Source organism: Thauera aminoaromatica, from assembly GCF_000021765.1.
GTDB lineage: Bacteria > Pseudomonadota > Gammaproteobacteria > Burkholderiales > Rhodocyclaceae > Thauera > Thauera aminoaromatica.
This window is the reverse complement of the sequence record NC_011662.2, coordinates 2,548,733-2,565,823: the sequence shown is the minus strand read 5'-3', so window position 1 is coordinate 2,565,823 and position 17,091 is coordinate 2,548,733. Positions and strand designations below refer to the sequence as shown.

Here is a 17,091-nt window from a genome sequence, read left to right as displayed (position 1 = left end):
GGCTTGGTCCGGCGAGCGCTTCAGCGGCGCCTCCCCATCGCCGACTCGCGCAGCACGCCTTCCCGTATCGACGCCTCAGCTGCTCGCCGCGAGCTCCTTCAGCAGGATGAGCTGCGCCGCGCGGCGGATGCTGCGCGGGTGCTTGCGGCGGTATTTGCCATCTGCCTGCATGTCCCAGGCCTGGCAGTTGTCCCCGAGGTAGGGGCGCAGGCCTTCCTTCATGACGCGGCGCTTGAGGCGCGGGTCGAGCACCGGGAAGGCGATCTCGATGCGGCGGAAGAAGTTGCGGTCCATCCAGTCCGCGCTCGACAGGTACATGTGCTCGGCGCCGTCGGCGTGGAAGTGGAAGATGCGGTGGTGCTCGAGGAAGCGGCCGATCACCGAGCGCACGCGGATGTTGTCCGACAGCCCGGGCACGCCCGGGCGCAGCGCGCACGGGCCGCGCACGATGAGGTCGATCTCGACCCCGGCCTGCGAGGCCTCGTAGAGCGCCTCGATGGTCTCGGGTTCGAGCAGCGCGTTCATCTTCGCGATCACCCGACCGCGCCGGCCTGCGCGCGCGATCTCGGCCTCGCGCCGGATCGCCGCGACCACGTTGGGCTGCAGGGTGAAGGGCGCCTGCCACAGGTGGCGCAGCTCGGTGGCCTTGCCCAGGCCGGTGAGCTGCTTGAACACGGTGGCGACGTCCTCGCCGATCTCCGCGTTGCAGGTGAGCAGGCCGAAGTCGGTGTAAAAGCGTGTGGTGCGCGGGTGGTAGTTGCCGGTGCCCATGTGCACATAACGGCGCAGGCCGTCTTCCTCGCGGCGCACGATCATCAGCAGCTTGGCGTGGGTCTTGTAGCCGAACACGCCATACACGACGTGCGCACCGACCTCTTCCAGGCGGTTGGCCAGCGTGATGTTGGCCTCCTCGTCGAAGCGCGCCATCAGCTCGAGCACCACGGTGACTTCCTTGCCCTTCTGCGCCGCGCGGGCGAGGTGCTCCATCAGCACCGAGTCGGTGCCGGTGCGGTACACAGTCATCTTGATCGCCAGCACCTGCGGGTCGTCGGCCGCCGCGCGCAGCATCTCGATCACCGGGGCGAAACTCTGGAAGGGGTGGTGGAGCAGGATGTCGCCGCCGCGGATCGCGGTGAAGACCTGGCGGCGTTTGTCGAGCACCTTGGGCAGGCCGGGCACGAAGGGTGCGTACTTGAGGTCCGGGCGCTCGACCCAGTCGGGGACCTGCATGAGGCGCACCAGGTTCACGATGCCGGGCGTGCGGTAGAGGTCGTCGGGGGTGAGGTGGAAGTGCTGCAGGAGAAAACCCGCCATCTCCTCGGAGCAGTTGTCGGCGACCTCCAGGCGCACCGCGTCGCCGAAGTGACGTTGCTGCAGCTCGCCCTTGAGCGAGGCGCGCAGATCCTTGACCTCTTCCTCGTCGACGAACAGGTCGGAGTTGCGCGTGACGCGGAACTGGTAGCAGCCGAGCACGTTCATGCCCGAGAACAGCTCGCCCACGTGGGCGTGCAGCACCGAGGACAGGAACACGAAGCCGTACTCCTGATCGCACAGCTCGCGCGGCAGGCGGATCACCCGCGGCAGCGCGCGCGGCGCCTGCACGATCGCCGCGCCCGAGTCGCGCCCGAAGGCGTCGCGGCCTTCGAGCTCGACGGCGAAGTTCAAGCTCTTGTTGAGCACGCGTGGGAAGGGATGCGCCGGGTCCAGCCCGATCGGGGTCAGCACCGGCATGACCTCGCGCATGAAGTAGTCGTGGATCCACGCGCGCTGGGCCTCGGTCCACAGGCTGCGGCGCAGGAAGACCACGCCTTCCTTCTCGAGTGCCGGGAGGATGTCGCCGTTGAGCAGCTGGTACTGCTCGGAGATGATCTCGTGCACCTCGTCGCTGACGCGCTCGAGCAGCTCGACGGGCGCGATCCCGTCCTCGCCCGACTTGCGGCTGCCGATGCGGATCTGCTCCTTGATGCCGGAGACGCGGATCTCGAAGAACTCGTCCAGGTTGCTCGACACGATGCACAGGAAGCGCAGGCGCTCGAGCAGCGGCACGGTGGGGTCGGCGGCCTGCGCCAGCACGCGGCGCTGGAATTGCAGCAGCGAAAGCTCGCGGTTGAGGAAGTGCTCGGGCGGGTAGTTCAGGGTCATGCGGTCGACGGGCATTCGGGATTCCTGTGCGCGGAAGTTCGCTCGCGATTATGTGACATTTCCATTTCGGTTTGATGACGTCGGGCCGCGCCCGCGGGGCCTTCCCCGGCGCCATGCCGGCGCGGCTCGGAAGCCTTTTGCGGGGTGCTAGAATCCAGGGTTCCGGCGCCCCGCGGGTGCCAGCCGCCGACAAAACCATGCAAGATCTGATCGCCGCAATCGACCTCGGTTCCAACAGCTTCCGGCTTCAGGTGGGCCGCATCGTCAACGACCAGATCTATCCGCTCGACGGTCTCAAGGAGGCGGTGCGCCTGGCCGCCGGCCTGTCGCCCGACAAGATGCTCGACCTCGCCTCGCAGCAGCGCGGGGTCGGCGCCCTGCAGCGCTTCCACGAGCGCCTGCGCGACTTCCCGCCCACCCGGGTGCGCGCCGTGGCGACCAACACCTTGCGCGTGGCCAAGAACGCGCCCGAGTTCCTGATCCGCGCCGAGGCCGCGCTCGGTTTCCCGATCGAGATCATCGCCGGCCGCGAGGAGGCCCGCCTGATCTACGTCGGCGTCGCACACACGCTGCCGGATCCGCACCGCCAGCAGCTGGTGGTCGACATCGGCGGCGGTTCGACCGAATTCATCATCGGCAAGAGCTTCGAGTCGCAGCTGCTGGAGTCGCGCTACATGGGCTGCGTCGGCTACAGCCTGCGCTACTTTCCGGAGGGCCGCATCGACAAGCGCGCCTTCAAGGAGGCCGAACTCGCCGCCCGCCGCGAGCTGCAGACGATCTCGGCGGCCTACCGCGAGGCCGGCTGGGAAGAAGCGGTGGGTTCGAGCGGCACTGCCAAGGCGATCGTGGAGATCCTCGAGCAGAACGGCCTGTCGGCGAGCGGGATCACCCGCGAGGGCCTGGAGAAGCTCAAGGCGCTGCTGCTGCGCGCCGGCAGCCTGGACAACATCGACCTCGCCGGCCTCAAGGGCGACCGCCTGCCCGTCATCCTGGGCGGCTTCGCGATCATGAGCGCGATCTTCAAGGAGTTCGAGCTCGAGCACATGGTGTTCTCCGAAGGTGCGTTGCGCCTGGGCGTGCTCTACGACCTGCTCGGTCGCTACCACCACCACGATCTGCGCGACGCCACGGTAAGCGCCTTCGTGCGGCGCTACGGCGTCGACCTGCGCCAGGCCCAGCAGGTCGCCGACACGGCCTGCCACCTGCTCGCCCAGCTCGAGCCGGAGACCGCCGATCCCGAGCACGACGACCACCGCTTCCTGCGCTGGGCGGCGATGCTGCACGAGATCGGCATCTCGGTGGCGCACTCGAGCTACCACAAGCACAGCGCCTACATTGTCGGCAACGCCGACATGCCCGGTTTCTCGCGCATGGACCAGGCCCGCCTGGCGCGCCTGGTGCTGGCGCATCGTGGCAAGCTCGAACGTGTCGCCTCGATCGACCCTGGCAGCGTGGACTGGCTGCTGATCGCCTGCATGCGCCTGGCGGTGGTGATCCACCGCGCCCGCGACGCGCGCGGCCTGCCGCCCGTCACGCTGCGTCGCGAGGGCCGCGGCTTCAGCCTCACCGCCGCGCCGGGCTGGCTGCAGAAGCTGCCGCTCACCGCGGCCGCGCTCGACGAGGAGCAGCGCCAGTGGCAGGGTCTCGGGCGCGCGCTCTACATCCGGGCGCTCAGCCTGCGCACGCCTGTGGCCTGAGCGCAGATGGCAGGGCGTGTGCTCGACGAGGTCTTCACGGCCGGAGCCGAGGGCATCCGCCTCGCCGGCGACTGGACCCTGCGCGGTCTCGACGAGTGCCTCCCGACGCTGCGCCGGGCGCTGGCCACGGTGCCTCCCGACGCGCGCTGGTCGCTGCGCGCGGTGCGCCGCATGGACAGCTTCGGCGCCTTGCTGCTGTGGCAGGCCTGGGGCGGACGCTGGCCTGCGGCGCTCGAGGCCGATGACGCCCAGCGCGCCATCATCGGCCGTATCGAGAACGCCTCCGCCCGTGCGCTGCCCGAGCCGCCGCGCGCTTCCGCGCTCGACGCGGTGGCGCTGCTCGGCAAGGGCCTGTTCGCATTCGCTGGCCATCTTTCCGGCTTCGTCGCGCTCCTCGGTCGTCTCGTGCTCGATCTCGGCCACCTGCTGCACCATCCACGCGACTGGCCGCTGCTGGAGATCTCGGCAAACCTCCACAAGGTAGGCGTCAAGGCGATGCCGGTCTCGGCCCTGGTCGGCTTCCTGATCGGTGTGGTGCTGTCCTATCTGTCCGCGCTGCAGCTGCGCACCTTCGGCGCGGACGCCTTCATCGTCAACATCCTCGGCATGGGCATCATCCGCGAGCTCGGCCCCGTGCTGGTGTCGGTGCTGGTGGCGGGGCGCTCCGGTTCGGCGATGACGGCGCAGCTCGGGGTGATGCGGGTGACCGAGGAGATCGATGCGCTCGCGGCGATGGGCGTCTCGCGCAGCCTGCGCCTGGTGCTGCCCAAGGTGGTGGCGCTTTCCCTCGCGATGCCGCTGCTCGTGTTGTGGACCTCGGCGATCGCCCTTTTCGGCGGCTGGGTGTCGGCCTGGGTGGAGCTCGGCATCGGGCTACAGTTCTTCCTGCGGGCGCTGCCCGATGCGGTGCCGGTGGCCAACCTCTACATCGGGCTCGCCAAGGGGGCGGTGTTCGGTTTCCTGATCGCGCTCGTGGCCTGCCATTTCGGCTTGCGGGTGAAGCCCGACACCGAGAGCCTGTCCGCGAACACCACCGCCTCGGTGGTGGCGGCGATCACGGTGGTGATCCTGGTGGACGCGGTGTTCGCGATCGCCACCCGTTCGATCGGGCTGCCGCTGTGAGCGAGCGGGCGACGAGCGACGCCGTGGTCTGCCTCGAAGGCATCGTCACCCGTTTCGGGCGCAATATCGTGCACGAGGGGCTGGACCTCACCATCCGCGCGGGCGACATCGTCGCCCTCGTGGGCGGCTCGGGCAGTGGCAAGACCACACTGCTGCGCCACCTCGTCGGGCTGAGCCGGCCCGCCGCCGGCCGGGTGGAGGTGTTCGGCGAGGCGCTCGATGCCGGCGGGGCGGCCGCGCGGCTCGCCCGCCAGCGCCGCATGGGGGTGTTGTTCCAGCACGGCGCCTTGTTCTCGGCGTTCAGCGTGGCGCAGAACATCGCCTTTCCGCTGCGCGAGCTCGGCGTGATCAGCCGGCCGGAGATCGACCGCCTGGTCGCCCTCAAGCTGGCGATGGTGGAGATGGAGCCGGCGCATGCGCCACTGATGCCTGCCGAGCTGTCCGGCGGGATGGTCAAGCGGGTGGCGCTCGCGCGCGCACTCGCGCTCGAGCCCGAGTTGCTGCTGCTCGACGAGCCCACCGCCGGGCTCGACCCCGACCGCAGCGCGAGCTTCATCCGCCTGATCCGCGCGCTGCATCGCGAGCTCGGACTCACCGTGGTGCTGGTCACGCACGATCTCGATACACTGGCGCAGATGGCCACGAGCGTGGCGGTGCTCGCCGAGCGCCGCATCGTCAGCCACGCCTCGCTCGCCGACACGCTCGCCTACGACCACCCCTTCGTCGCCCGCTTTTTCAGTGGGCTGCAGGCGCGCTGCGGCCAGCCGCGCGGCGCAGGAGCAGGCTGAAATGGAAAACCGTGCCCACGCGCTTGCCGCCGGGCTGTTCGCAATCTTGCTCGGTGCCGGCGTCGTGTTCGCGATCTGGTGGTTTTCGGGCCAGCGCGTGCCGATGCGCGAGATCGTGCTCGAGGCACGCGGCGACATCAACGGCCTGGGCGCACAGTCGCGCGTGCGCTACCGCGGCATGGCGGTGGGGAGCGTGCGCGCCGTCGCGATCGACCCCGAGGACCTGCGCACGCTGCTGGTGCGCATCGCGGTGCCCGCCGATCTGCCCCTGACCCGCGGCACCACCGCCGCGCTCGGCACGCTGGGCGTGACCGGCCTGGCCTTCGTGCAGCTCGACGATCGCGGGGTGGACCGCCGGCCCTTGGCTGCCGCCGATGGCGAGGTGCCGCGCATCGCCTTGCAACCCGGGCTGGTGGAGGCGCTCTCCGGGCGGGCGCTCGCCGCCCTCGACCAGTTCCAGGCGCTCGGCGAGCGCCTGCAGGGGGCGCTGGCCAGCCTGGAGTCAGCGGCCGCGGGCGTCGATCGCGGGGTGGCGGAACTGCCGGCGACCCTGGCCGCGCTGCGGGCCGCCTTGAGTGCCGGGAACATCGCGCGCATCACCTCCGTGCTCGGGAACCTCGAGCGCGGCTCGGCCGAAGCCGTGCCCGCCGTTGCCGAGCTGCGCCGCCTGATCGTCCGCATCGATCAGGCGGCCGCGCGTCTGGAGCTCCGCGCCGCCGCCGCAGGGGACGACCTCGTCGAGCGCACGCTGCCGCAGCTCGATGTCCTGCTCGGTGAGCTCACGAGCACCTCGCAACGCTTCGGCCACCTGGTCGAGGAGCTCGACGCCTCGCCGCAGCTCCTGCTGACCGGGCGCGACCGTCCTCTGCCCGGGCCCGGTGAGGCGGGCCACGAGGGCTTTGCGGGGAGCGACCGATGAGCCGAAGGGAGAAAGGAATGCAGCCACGTCATCCCGACTGCCACCGCGTCCTGCCGCGCCTGTCCGCGTGTATCGCGACCGCGCTGCTGGTGGCCGCCTGCCAGGTGCTCCCCGAGCGTCCGCGTGCGGCGGCGACCTACGATCTCGGCACCGGCGAGCGCGCCGCGCTCGCCCACGGGCTCGCGCCCGCGCGGGTGGCGGTGTCCTCGCCCCCCTGGCTGCAGACGACGACGATGCATTATCGCGATGCCCGGGTCGATCCAGGGCGTCGCCGCGCCTATGCCGACAACCGCTGGGCCGCTCCACCTCCCGCCATGCTCGGACTCGTGCTGGAGCGCACGCTCGGTGCCGGCGAGGGGGGCGGGTGCCGGCTGCAGGTCCAGCTTGACGAGTTCGAGCAGGTCTTCACCGCGGGCGAACGCAGCGAGGCTCGTCTCCTGGCTCGCTTCGCCCTGCTGCCGGTGCGCGGCGCCGCGGTCATCGCCAGCGCTTCGCTCGTCGTGGCGGAGCCGGCCACGACGGCCGATGCGAGCGGTGGGGCGAGCGCCTTCCGTGCGGCGACCGAGCGGCTGGCGCTTGCCATCGCGCAGTGGATCGCCGAGACCGACCGCGCGCTCTCCGGCGGGCTCGGCATCGCGGGTCGCTGCCAGCGCTGAGGAAGGCGATGCCGCGGGGGGCGGCCGTCTCGAGCGCACCGGCGGCGGCCTGGTGGAGTGGGGCGCTCGGTTTCAGCGGGCGGCGATCACGACCTGGTTGCGCCCGGCGTCCTTGGCACGATAGAGCGCATCGTCGGCGTGCTGCAGCACCACGCCGAGGGTCTCGCCCGGTTCCGCCAGGCAGGCGCCGATGGTGACCGTGACGCGTTCGCCGCAGGCCGCGCTGCCGTGCTCGATGTCGGCGCGGACGCGGTGGGCGATCGCCTCCAGCGTGGCCGCGTCGCAAGGCGAGAGCAGCACGAGGAATTCGTCGCCACCCCAACGTGCGGCGCGGTCGTAGGGGCGCAGGCATCCTTCCAGGACACGCGCCAGCCTCGTCAGCGCCTCGTCGCCGGCACCATGGCCGCGGCGGTCGTTGATCTCCTTGAAGTGATCGACATCCAGCCACAGCAGGCCGAAGCGGCTGCCCTGGCGTTCCGCGCGGATGATCTCGGCCTCCAGCATTTCGCTCATGCCGCGGCGGTTGGTCAGGTTGGTGAGCGGATCGATCCGCGCCAGCCGGTGCAGGGCGTCGGTGCGCTCGCGCACCTTGGCCTCGAGCTCCGCGGTGTGCGCCCGGATCGCGCCCGCCATCGCCTCGAAGTGCTGGGTGAGACGCCCGATCTCTCCACTCGCCTGCGCCAGCGGCGCGGGGCTGAGGTCGCCGTCGCGCACCCGCAGCATGGCCTGCTCCAGCCTGCCCAGAGGGTCGAGAATGAGGCGACGCAGGACCAGATGGACGAGGACGAGCGCGACCAGCAGGGTGAGGACGAAGGCGACTGCGACCGGGGTGAGGGCTGCCACCGGCATCAGTACGTCGAGGTCGAGCAGGGTGATCTCGTACCAGCCGATCTCGGGCACGAAGGCGATTCCGAGCAGGGTCCGCCGCCCGCCGGACTCGACAAAGCGGTCCAGGACCCGCGGAACGCCGTCGCCCGACGCCGCCAGGGCACTCATCGTCTCGCGCAGTGCCACGCGGTCGGACTCGCGATCGAGCAGCTGGTCCGCCAGGCTCTTCTGCCCTTCCGGCTTGACCAGGCTGGCGAAGTCGATGAGCTTCGCGTCGCGGTGAAGCTGGATCGCACCGGAAAGATCTGCGAACAGCGTGCTCACGCCGTCCTGGTGCAGGTCCACGATCTCGTCCAGAAAGCGTGTCAGCTCGATGCCGGTGCCGACCACGCCGAGGATCTCGTCGCCGTCGCGGATGAGGACGTCGATCCACAGCTTGGTGACGCCCAGTTCGGCATCGGGATTGACGTTGAGGTGGAAGTCGGGCCCGACCTGGACGAGCTTGTAGAACCACGCGTCGGCGGGTTTGGCGGGGTCGAGGTGGTAGCGCAGCTGGCGGCCGGCGAACTCGTCCCCGGCGTTGTTGTGGTAATAGGCCCCGGAGGTGCGCAGCGCGACGAAATAGTTGCCGGAGCTGAAGTTGCGGCGGAAGTTCTCCATTTCGCGCACTGCCTCGGCTTCGAGCGCCGGATCGACGGGCGAGCGTGCCCAGCGTTTGAGCACGAGCGAGTCGGCCATCTGCCGCGCCAGCGCGATCTCGCGTTCGAGCGGTTGCAGGAGGCGGGCGCGGTCGTAGCGCACCTGGATGTCGGCGACGCGTTGTCCCCACTGCATGACGATCTGCCGGGCAAGATGATGGAACACCGCCCATGCGGATACCGAGCCGACCACGATGAGCGCGGAGATGAGGAGGAGAAATCGAGTTCTCAGGTTCACGCGCCGGCACTCCCTGCGTTCGGGTCGCTGTCCGTGGCTTCTTGCTCAGTTTGGGCTGCCGGCGCGGGCGCAGGTGTGCGTTTTCTCACACCCGGACGCATGGCGCGACGAATCGTGATGGGCGGAGCGCTGCGCGAAGCGCTGGCGTGGCGCGCTTGTTGACGTTAACGTTGCCGCCCGTGGCCACATGGCCCTGCGAACACGAAACCACGAGGAGAGAACCATGAACGCCGAATTCCGCCCCGATGCCGCAGCCGAAGCCCCCATCCTGCGCCGCGAGGATGCCGGCGGCGTGACCACCCTCACGCTGAACCGTCCGCAGCAGTTCAACGCGCTCTCGTTCGAGATGCTCGAGGCGCTGATCGCCGCGGTGGATGAGATCGCACGCGACGAGACGGTGCGCGTGGTGGTCATCGCCGGCGAAGGCAAGGCCTTCTGCGCCGGCCACGACCTCAAGGAGATGCGCGGCAACCATACGCTGGAATTCCAGCAGCGCCTGTTCCGCCTGTGCGGCAGGTTCATGATGAAGCTGACCGAGCTGCCCCAGCCGGTGATCGCGCGGGTGCACAGCATCGCCACCGCCGCGGGCTGCCAGCTGGTGTCGATGTGCGATCTCGCAGTGGCGGCCGAGCACGCGCGCTTCGCGGTGTCGGGCATCAATGTCGGCCTGTTCTGCGCCACGCCCGGCGTCGGCCTGTCGCGCAACATGGGGCGCAAGGAGGCCTTCGAGATGCTGGTGACGGGCGATTTCATCGACGCCCGCGAGGCGCAGCGGCGCGGGCTGATCAACCGCGTGGTGCCGGCCGACCAGCTCGACGAGGAGGTCGGCCGCCTGGCCGCGTCCATCCTGGCCAAATCGCCGGTGGCGATCCGCATGGGCAAGCAGATGTTCTACAAGCAGCTCGAGATGGGCCTCGACGCCGCCTACCAGCTCGCCTCCGAGACCATGGCCTGCAACGCGATGTGCGAGGACGCGGCCGAGGGCATCGATGCCTTCATCGCCAAGCGCAAACCTGAGTTCAAGGGGCGCTGAGCGGCGTCGGGATCATCCCCGTCGAGCAATGCGAAGGCGACCGGTGCTGATCGACACCCACGTCCACCTCGATGCTGCGGAGTTCGACGACGACCGCGAGCAGGTGATCGCGCGTGCGCGCGCAGCGGGGGTAGGGCGCTTCGTCGTTCCTGCAGTCGAGCGCCGGGGGTTCGATGCGGTCGAGCGGCTCGCCGACGACCATCGCGGCATCGTTCATGCGCTAGGCATCCACCCGCTCTACACGATGCGGGCGGCGCGGGAAGACCTCGAACTCCTCGACCAGCGCCTGAACCGTGGCAGGGCGATCGCCGTCGGAGAGATCGGCCTCGACCATTACGTGACCGACGTCGATCGCGGCGTACAGCTCGAGTTCTTCACCGCACAACTCCGCCTGGCCGCTCGCCACGGACTGCCGGTGATCCTGCACGTGCGGCGTGCGATCGATCCGATACTCGCGCAACTGCGCCGCATCCCGGTCCCGGGTGGAATCGCACATGCGTTCAACGGCAGCCGCCAGCAGGCGGACATCCTGATCGGGATGGGGTTCAAGCTGGGTTTTGGCGGATCGATGAGCTACGGCGGATCCACCCGGATCCGCGAGCTCGCCGCCTCGCTGCCCTTGGAGGCGATCGTCCTCGAGACCGATGCACCCGATATCGCGCCGGAATGGGCGCGTGGCAGGCGCAATGAGCCGGCGAACCTCGCCCGTTACGCCGGGATCCTTGCGGAGCTGCGAGGGATGGCGCCCGAAGAGGTGGCGGACGTGACCACGGCCAACGCCATCCAGGTCCTGCACTGGCCACCCCTCGAAGAAGAATAGGCGACGCGGGCGCCGAGATCCCCGGCGCCCGCTTGTCGATTTTTTTTACATTTTTTTTCGCGAGCCACTCGATCGACTCGGCAAGTGTCTGTATTGATGGGGAAGAGCTTCCTGGTTCGAAATTTGCTTTAGCCGAACCGTCGCGGTGATGAATGCATACCCTTGTGCCGCGAGGTTTCGAGTTAACGCTTATTGGACGGGCCTCGTACGCCCGCAACCGGGAGAAAACAACATGAAAAACGGAATGGCCCTGCTCGCCGCCATCGGCATCGCCACCCTTTCAGCGAGCGCGCAAGCTGCGCTCATCCGCCTCGAGGTTTCGGGCAATCTCGCCTACGGGACCGATCGGACCAACGTCTTCGGCCTGGGGGCAAACACCAGCCTCACCGGACGCGCCGCGACCTTCTCGTGGCTCATGGACTCTGCTTCGCTGGGATCCGATCGCAACACCGATCCGACCCTCTCCGCCTACGGATGCGGATCCGCAGCCCCCGGCTGCACCTACTTCATGAGCGCATCGGTCACCATCAACGGGGTCACGCGCACCCTTGCAGGGCGGGGGAGCGACCTCACGAACGACGTGCGGATGTACGCGGACACCAATGGCCCCGGTCTCGGCTCGGCGGACGGCTACTACCTGCGGATGGGGCAGACGCGGGATGTCGGAAACTGGTATCTGGACGAGGGCGGCAACTGGTATCGGGCCGCGACGCGGATCACGTCCAAGGTGGAGATCGGCGTAAACGATGCAGTCGACTCCATCCTCGCCGGCCTCGATCCGGCGGAGCTCCACGGCTGGTCTACCAGCCTGCTGACGGGCACGAACGATGACGGGAGCACGGTCTTCGTCTTCAGCGAGACCGATCTCAACGGCGTGCAGATTTTCGAGTACGCAACTGGTGGGCTGTTGTTGACGGACCGCTCCACGCGGTGGTGGACCGACACTGCGCCCAGTTCGGGTTCGGGCACCGGGGGGACCAACAACCCGGGCGGTGGCACGAACGCTCCCGCGATAACGGTGCCGGAGCCCGCAACGATCGCCCTGCTCGGCTTGGGGCTCGGATTGTTGCGCAGGAAATCCAGGCGCCATTCCGGTCGAGCCTGATTCCGCCCTCGACGCCTGCGCGCGCGCATCGCTCGGCGCGTGCGCTGCCGCGCAGGCGCTAAGCGACCACCCTCGACGGCGAGCGCGCGATCAGGTCGGCGATGTCGCGCTTGAGCCGGACGACGTCGCGATCGAATTTCTCGTAGATCATCAGCGAGACCCCGAACACGTAAGCGTACAACAGCATGCAGAGGCTGGAAGCCTCGTCCATCGGCACCCCGCAGGCGAGAAAGAGGTCGCGTGCGCAGCGCAGGCGGACGTCGTCGACCTCGGCGACGATCGCCGCGGCCTCGGCGTCCCGACGCGCCCAGTCGCGCACGGCAAGCTCGATCATCATGCCGCGACGGCTGCGGCTCGCGCTGTAGACGTCGATGACGTGGTAGATCTGCTCGAGCTCGCGGCCAGGCTGTGCCCGCGTCTGCTTGATGATGTCGCGGATTCGACCTTCCTTCCACTGCGCGAGGACGGCCATCAGCAGGTCGCGGCGGTCGGTGAAATGCCAGTAGAAACTGCCCTTGGTGACCTTGAGCCGCTTCGCCAGCACCTCCACGCGCAAGCCCGCGATGCCTTCCTCGGCGAGCACCTCGGTGGCGCCTGCGATCCAGGCGGCACGGTCGAGCTGGGTACGCGGCTTTTTCACAATGTTTTCCATACGGCGTAGTATTGACGATTCGGTGACCATACGCTACCGTATGCGCCATACTTGGCCGTATGGAAATGCTGCTGCGCAGCAGTGCGACCGGCCAAGGGCGGTGACATAATCCGAAAGTCGGGTCCGCGTTTCGGGCCTACCATCCCCTGCAAAGAAGAGGAGCGCGTCAGAGTGAAGATTCTCGTACCGGTAAAGCGCGTGGTGGATTACAACGTCAAGGTTCGCGTCAAGGCCGACGGCAGCGGCGTGGACCTGGCCAACGTCAAGATGAGCATGAACCCCTTCGACGAGATCTCGGTCGAGGAGGCGGTGCGGCTGAAGGAAGCGGGGGTGGCCACCGAGGTGGTGGCGGTGTCCTGCGGCGTGGGCGCCTGCCAGGAGACCCTGCGCGCGGCGATGGCGATCGGTGCCGACCGCGGCATCCTGATCGAGACCGACGTCGAGCTGCAGCCGCTGGCGGTGGCCAAGCTGCTCAAGGCGGTGTGCGACAAGGAGCAGCCGCAGCTGGTGATCTGCGGCAAGCAGGCGATCGACGACGACGCCAACCAGACCGGCCAGATGCTGGCGGCGCTGGCGGGCTGGCCGCAGGCGACCTTCGCGTCCAAGGTGACGCTGGCCGACGGGAAAGCCGCGGTGACGCGCGAGATCGACGGCGGCCTCGAGACCCTGTCGGTGAAGCTGCCGGCGGTGGTGACCACCGACCTGCGCCTGAACGAGCCGCGCTACGCGACGCTGCCCAACATCATGAAGGCCAAGAAGAAGCCGCTCGACACCGTGAAGCCGGCCGACCTGGGCGTCGATGTCGCGCCGCGTCTGGCCACGCTGAAGGTCGCCGAGCCGCCCAAGCGCAGCGCCGGCGAGCGCGTGGCCGACGTGGCCCAGCTGATCGACAAACTCAAGAACGTTGCGAAGGTGATCTGAACATGGCCATTCTCGTCATTGCCGAACACGACAATCAATCGATCAAGGCGGCCACGCTCAACACCGTGAGCGCGGCCGCGAAGCTGGGCGGCGACGTCCATGTGCTGGTGGCCGGCGCCGGTTGCGCAGCCGCGGCCGATGCGGCGGCGAAGGTCGCCGGCGTCGCCAGGGTGCGGGTGTGCGACGCGCCGCAGTACGAGGCGCAGACCGCGGAGAACGTCGCCGAGCTGGTGAAGGGTCTGGCGGGCGGCTACAGCCACGTGCTCGCACCGGCGACGCCGGCGGGCAAGAACATGCTGCCGCGCGTGGCCGCGCTGCTGGATGTGGCGCAGATCAGCGACATCGTCGCGGTCGAGTCCGCCGACACCTTCGTGCGCCCGATCTACGCCGGCAACGCGCTCGCCACCGTCAAGAGCGCCGACGCGATCAAGCTGATCACCGTGCGCACCACCGCGTTCGACGCGGCCGAAGCCGGCGGCAACGCCGCGCCGGTGGAGGCGGTCGCGGCGGCGGCCGACCTCGGCGTGACCGCGCTGGTCGGCCGCGAGATCGTCAAGAGCGCGCGCCCCGAACTGGGCGCGGCCAAGGTCATCGTCTCCGGCGGTCGCGGCCTGGGCAGCGGCGACAACTACCACAAGCTGCTCGAGCCGCTCGCCGACAAGCTCGGCGCCGCGCTCGGCGCCTCGCGCGCCGCGGTGGACGCGGGCTACGTGCCCAACGACTACCAGGTCGGCCAGACCGGCAAGATCGTCGCGCCGCAGCTCTACATCGCGGTCGGCATCTCGGGCGCGATCCAGCACCTGGCCGGCATGAAGGACTCCAAGGTGATCGTGGCGATCAACAAGGATCCCGAAGCGCCGATCTTCCAGGTCGCCGACTACGGCCTGGTGGGCGATCTGTTCCAGGTGGTGCCGGAACTGACCGGGGCGCTCTGACCGGGCGCGAGGAGCGCGGGCATGGATCTCCCGGCGGCGCTGCTTTCGGCAGACGTTCAGGGGGTGGTGTTCGCGCTCGCCGCGCTGGGACTGCTCGCGCTCGCGCGCAAGCTGCCGTGGAGGGAGCTCGCCGGCGGGGTGCATCTGAACCTGCTGCTCGGCTTCGCGGTGTGCCTCACGCTGATCTGGAGCATGAAGGCCGGGGTCAAGCCGGGGCTTAACCTGCATCTGCTCGGGGCGATGGCGGCAACCCTCGCGCTCGGGCCGTGGAAGGCGATCGCCGCGCTCGCGCTCGCGCTGTGCGGGATCACCCTCAACGGCGCGCTGGAGTGGGGCGACTGGCCCGCCAACTTCGTGCTCATGGTGCTGGTTCCGGTTTCCGTCGCGAGCGGTCTGCATCGCCTGATCGAGCGCCTGCTCCCGGCGCATTTCTTCATCTTCATTTTCGTGACCGGCTTTGCCGGTTCCGCGCTGACCGCAATCGCACAGGGGCTGACCGCCTCGTCCGTGCTGGCGCTGTCGGGCGCGTATTCCGCAGATTTCCTGTGGAGCGACTACCTGCCGTTCTTCCTGCTGCTCGGGTTTTCCGAGGGCTGGATCAGCGGCGCGATCATCACGCTGATGGTGGTGTATCGGCCCGAATGGGTGAGTGCATTCGACGATCGCCGCTATCTGCTCGACAAGTAGGGCTGTTCAACCTTTTCCGGAGCGCAACAATGAGTCAATACAACGCCCCCATCCGCGACATGCAGTTCGTGATGCGTGAGCTCGCCGGTCTCGACGAAGTCATGCAGTTGCCCGGCAACGAGGAGGTCTCGGCCGACCTCGTGGACGCGATCCTGGAAGAAGCCGACAAGTTCGCCAGCGGCGTGCTCGCTCCGCTGAACTGGACCGGCGATCAGGAAGGCGCCAAGTGGAACAATGGCGAGGTCGCCACCGCGCCGGGCTGGAAGGACGCCTACACGCAGTTCGCCGAGTCGGGCTGGACCGCGCTGCCGTGCGATCCGGAATACGGCGGCCAGGGCCTGCCCAAGCTGCTCGCCACCGCGGTCATGGAAATGTGGAAGTCGGCCAACATGGCCTTCTCGCTGTGCCCGATGCTGACCAGCGGCGCCATCGAGGCCCTGATGCTGCGCGGCACCGACGAGCAGAAGAACCTCTACCTCCCCAAGATGATCGCCGGCGAGTGGACCGGCACGATGAACCTGACCGAGCCGAACGCCGGCTCCGACCTCGCCGCGGTGCGCACCAAGGCCGAGCCGCAGGGCGACGGCACCTACAAGATCTTCGGGCAGAAGATCTTCATCACCTACGGCGAGCACGACCTCACCGACAACATCATCCACCTCGTGCTCGCCCGTCTGCCGGACGCGCCCGAGGGCGTGAAGGGCATCTCGCTGTTCGTCGTGCCCAAGTTCATGGTCAACGCCGACGGCAGCCTGGGCGCGCGCAACGACGTGCATTGCGTGTCGATCGAGCACAAGCTCGGCATCCACGCCAGCCCCACCGCCGTGCTCGCCTTCGGCGACAAGGGCGGCGCGATCGGTACTCTGGTCGGCGAGCCCAACCGCGGCCTCGAGTACATGTTCATCATGATGAACGAAGCCCGCTTCGCGGTCGGCATGGAAGGCCTCGCGCTGTCCGAGCGCTCTTACCAGCACGCGCTGCAGTACGCCAAGGATCGCATCCAGGGCACCGACGCCGGCGTGCGCGGCGGTCCGAAGGTCAACATCCTGCATCACGCCGACGTGCGTCGCCTGCTCATGAACATGAAGAGCAAGACCGAGGCCATGCGTGCACTCGCCTACGTCGTCGGCGCCGCCTTCGACAAGGCGCATCACCACGCCGACGAGGCTGTGCGTGCGCAGAATCAGGCCTTCGTCGACCTGATGATCCCGGTGGTCAAGGGCTGGTGCACCGAGAACTCGATCGACGTGACCTCGGACGGCGTGCAGGTGCACGGCGGGATGGGCTTCATCGAGGAGACCGGCGCGGCGCAGCACTTCCGCGATTCGCGCATCACCACGATCTACGAGGGCACGACCGCCATCCAGGCCAACGATCTGATCGGCCGCAAGATCGCCCGTGAGAACGGCGCCACCGTCGGTGCCGTTGTGAAGATGATGCGCGCGGTCGAGGCCGAAGTGGCCGGCGTGCAGGACGAGGCCTTCGCAGCCATCGCGCGCGCGCTCGGCAAGGGCATCGCGGCCGTGGAAGAGGCTGTGGCCTACATCCTCGCCACCTACTCCCAGGACATCAAGGCGGCCTCGGTCGGTTCGGTGCCCTTCCTGAAGCTGCTCGGCATCGTGGCTGGCGGCTGGCAGATGGCGCGCGCCGCGCTGGTGGCCAAGCGCAAGCTCGAGGCGGGCGAGGGCGATGCCGGCTTCTGCAAGGCCAAGATCGTCACCGCGCGCTTCTATGCCGACCACGTGCTCGCGCAGGCCGGCGGTCTGGCCTACACGGTCGTCAATGGCGCCCCGGGCGCGCTGGAGCTGACCGAAGAGCTGTTCTGACCGGATATTGCCCGGCGTGGAAGC

At 68.7% G+C, this 17,091-nt stretch carries 15 protein-coding genes; 12 read left to right on the top strand and 3 right to left on the bottom strand.

Annotated features, from left to right (window positions below):
- Positions 1–75: 75 nt before the first annotated feature.
- Positions 76–2,157: a polyphosphate kinase 1 gene (ppk1, locus tag TMZ1T_RS11275; protein ID WP_004308203.1), complete on the bottom strand. Its 2,082-nt coding sequence runs from the start codon at positions 2,155–2,157 to the stop codon at positions 76–78.
- A 182-nt stretch (positions 2,158–2,339) separates the two neighbouring features.
- Between ppk1 and ppx the strand changes: the two genes are divergently transcribed.
- From ppx to TMZ1T_RS11250, 5 genes are read left to right on the top strand one after another with little or no spacing between them, the layout of a single operon-like run.
- Positions 2,340–3,839 carry an exopolyphosphatase gene (ppx, locus tag TMZ1T_RS11270; protein ID WP_004308202.1) on the top strand — a complete coding sequence of 500 codons (1,500 nt, stop codon included), beginning with the start codon at positions 2,340–2,342 and terminating at the stop codon, positions 3,837–3,839.
- 6 nt (positions 3,840–3,845) lie between these two features.
- Positions 3,846–4,961 carry an MlaE family ABC transporter permease gene (locus tag TMZ1T_RS11265; RefSeq protein WP_004308200.1) on the top strand — a complete coding sequence of 372 codons (1,116 nt, stop codon included), beginning with the start codon at positions 3,846–3,848 and terminating at the stop codon, positions 4,959–4,961.
- The gene (locus TMZ1T_RS11260; RefSeq protein ID WP_012585458.1) at positions 4,958–5,749 is read left to right on the top strand and encodes an ABC transporter ATP-binding protein; all 792 of its coding nucleotides are present in this window, start codon (positions 4,958–4,960) and stop codon (positions 5,747–5,749) included. Before TMZ1T_RS11265 ends, TMZ1T_RS11260 begins: the two co-directional genes overlap by 4 nt.
- Position 5,750: 1 nt before the next feature.
- Positions 5,751–6,668: an MlaD family protein gene (locus tag TMZ1T_RS11255; RefSeq protein ID WP_004308197.1), complete on the top strand. Its 918-nt coding sequence runs from the start codon at positions 5,751–5,753 to the stop codon at positions 6,666–6,668.
- Between the two features lie 17 nt (positions 6,669–6,685).
- Positions 6,686–7,324: an ABC-type transport auxiliary lipoprotein family protein gene (locus tag TMZ1T_RS11250; protein ID WP_004308195.1), complete on the top strand. Its 639-nt coding sequence runs from the start codon at positions 6,686–6,688 to the stop codon at positions 7,322–7,324.
- Between the two features lie 72 nt (positions 7,325–7,396).
- On the opposite strand, the gene TMZ1T_RS11245 is transcribed toward TMZ1T_RS11250, so the two are convergent.
- Positions 7,397–9,088 carry a GGDEF domain-containing protein gene (locus TMZ1T_RS11245; protein WP_012585457.1) on the bottom strand — a complete coding sequence of 564 codons (1,692 nt, stop codon included), beginning with the start codon at positions 9,086–9,088 and terminating at the stop codon, positions 7,397–7,399.
- 223 nt (positions 9,089–9,311) lie between these two features.
- On the opposite strand from TMZ1T_RS11245, the gene TMZ1T_RS11240 reads away from it, so the two are divergent.
- From TMZ1T_RS11240 to TMZ1T_RS11230, 3 genes are all read left to right on the top strand, one after another.
- Positions 9,312–10,121: an enoyl-CoA hydratase gene (locus TMZ1T_RS11240; RefSeq protein WP_004308191.1), complete on the top strand. Its 810-nt coding sequence runs from the start codon at positions 9,312–9,314 to the stop codon at positions 10,119–10,121.
- A 43-nt stretch (positions 10,122–10,164) separates the two neighbouring features.
- Positions 10,165–10,941, top strand: coding sequence for a TatD family hydrolase (locus TMZ1T_RS11235; protein WP_041589658.1), 777 nt, complete (start codon positions 10,165–10,167; stop codon positions 10,939–10,941).
- A gap of 232 nt (positions 10,942–11,173) precedes the next feature.
- Positions 11,174–12,046 carry a PEP-CTERM sorting domain-containing protein gene (locus tag TMZ1T_RS11230; RefSeq protein ID WP_012585455.1) on the top strand — a complete coding sequence of 291 codons (873 nt, stop codon included), beginning with the start codon at positions 11,174–11,176 and terminating at the stop codon, positions 12,044–12,046.
- A 58-nt stretch (positions 12,047–12,104) separates the two neighbouring features.
- On the opposite strand, the gene TMZ1T_RS11225 is transcribed toward TMZ1T_RS11230, so the two are convergent.
- Entirely contained in the window at positions 12,105–12,698 is a 594-nt protein-coding gene (locus TMZ1T_RS11225; RefSeq protein ID WP_012585454.1) for a TetR/AcrR family transcriptional regulator, read from the bottom strand.
- A gap of 171 nt (positions 12,699–12,869) precedes the next feature.
- Here TMZ1T_RS11225 and TMZ1T_RS11220 point away from each other — a divergent pair, with 171 nt between their 5' ends.
- Genes TMZ1T_RS11220 through TMZ1T_RS11205 form a run of 4 tightly spaced genes read left to right on the top strand, consistent with a single transcriptional unit; the run spans position 12,870 to position 17,067 of the window.
- Positions 12,870–13,619, top strand: coding sequence for an electron transfer flavoprotein subunit beta/FixA family protein (locus TMZ1T_RS11220; protein WP_012585453.1), 750 nt, complete (start codon positions 12,870–12,872; stop codon positions 13,617–13,619).
- 2 nt (positions 13,620–13,621) lie between these two features.
- A complete protein-coding gene (locus tag TMZ1T_RS11215; RefSeq protein WP_012585452.1) occupies positions 13,622–14,554 on the top strand; it encodes an electron transfer flavoprotein subunit alpha/FixB family protein in 933 nt (310 codons plus the stop codon).
- 21 nt (positions 14,555–14,575) lie between these two features.
- Complete coding sequence (locus TMZ1T_RS11210; RefSeq protein WP_004325529.1) at positions 14,576–15,241, top strand: energy-coupling factor ABC transporter permease; 666 nt, start codon at positions 14,576–14,578, stop codon at positions 15,239–15,241.
- A gap of 29 nt (positions 15,242–15,270) precedes the next feature.
- Positions 15,271–17,067, top strand: coding sequence for an acyl-CoA dehydrogenase (locus TMZ1T_RS11205; protein WP_004325531.1), 1,797 nt, complete (start codon positions 15,271–15,273; stop codon positions 17,065–17,067).
- The last annotated feature ends 24 nt before the right edge of the window (positions 17,068–17,091 follow it).

Coding starts and splice junctions, on each gene's coding strand:
- ppk1 (WP_004308203.1), bottom strand. CDS start 2,157: ATGCCCGTCGACCGCATGACCCTGAACTACCCGCCCGAGCACTTCCTC.
- ppx (WP_004308202.1), top strand. CDS start 2,340: ATGCAAGATCTGATCGCCGCAATCGACCTCGGTTCCAACAGCTTCCGG.
- TMZ1T_RS11265 (WP_004308200.1), top strand. CDS start 3,846: ATGGCAGGGCGTGTGCTCGACGAGGTCTTCACGGCCGGAGCCGAGGGC.
- TMZ1T_RS11255 (WP_004308197.1), top strand. CDS start 5,751: ATGGAAAACCGTGCCCACGCGCTTGCCGCCGGGCTGTTCGCAATCTTG.
- TMZ1T_RS11250 (WP_004308195.1), top strand. CDS start 6,686: ATGCAGCCACGTCATCCCGACTGCCACCGCGTCCTGCCGCGCCTGTCC.
- TMZ1T_RS11240 (WP_004308191.1), top strand. CDS start 9,312: ATGAACGCCGAATTCCGCCCCGATGCCGCAGCCGAAGCCCCCATCCTG.
- TMZ1T_RS11230 (WP_012585455.1), top strand. CDS start 11,174: ATGAAAAACGGAATGGCCCTGCTCGCCGCCATCGGCATCGCCACCCTT.
- TMZ1T_RS11225 (WP_012585454.1), bottom strand. CDS start 12,698: ATGGAAAACATTGTGAAAAAGCCGCGTACCCAGCTCGACCGTGCCGCC.
- TMZ1T_RS11215 (WP_012585452.1), top strand. CDS start 13,622: ATGGCCATTCTCGTCATTGCCGAACACGACAATCAATCGATCAAGGCG.
- TMZ1T_RS11210 (WP_004325529.1), top strand. CDS start 14,576: ATGGATCTCCCGGCGGCGCTGCTTTCGGCAGACGTTCAGGGGGTGGTG.
- TMZ1T_RS11205 (WP_004325531.1), top strand. CDS start 15,271: ATGAGTCAATACAACGCCCCCATCCGCGACATGCAGTTCGTGATGCGT.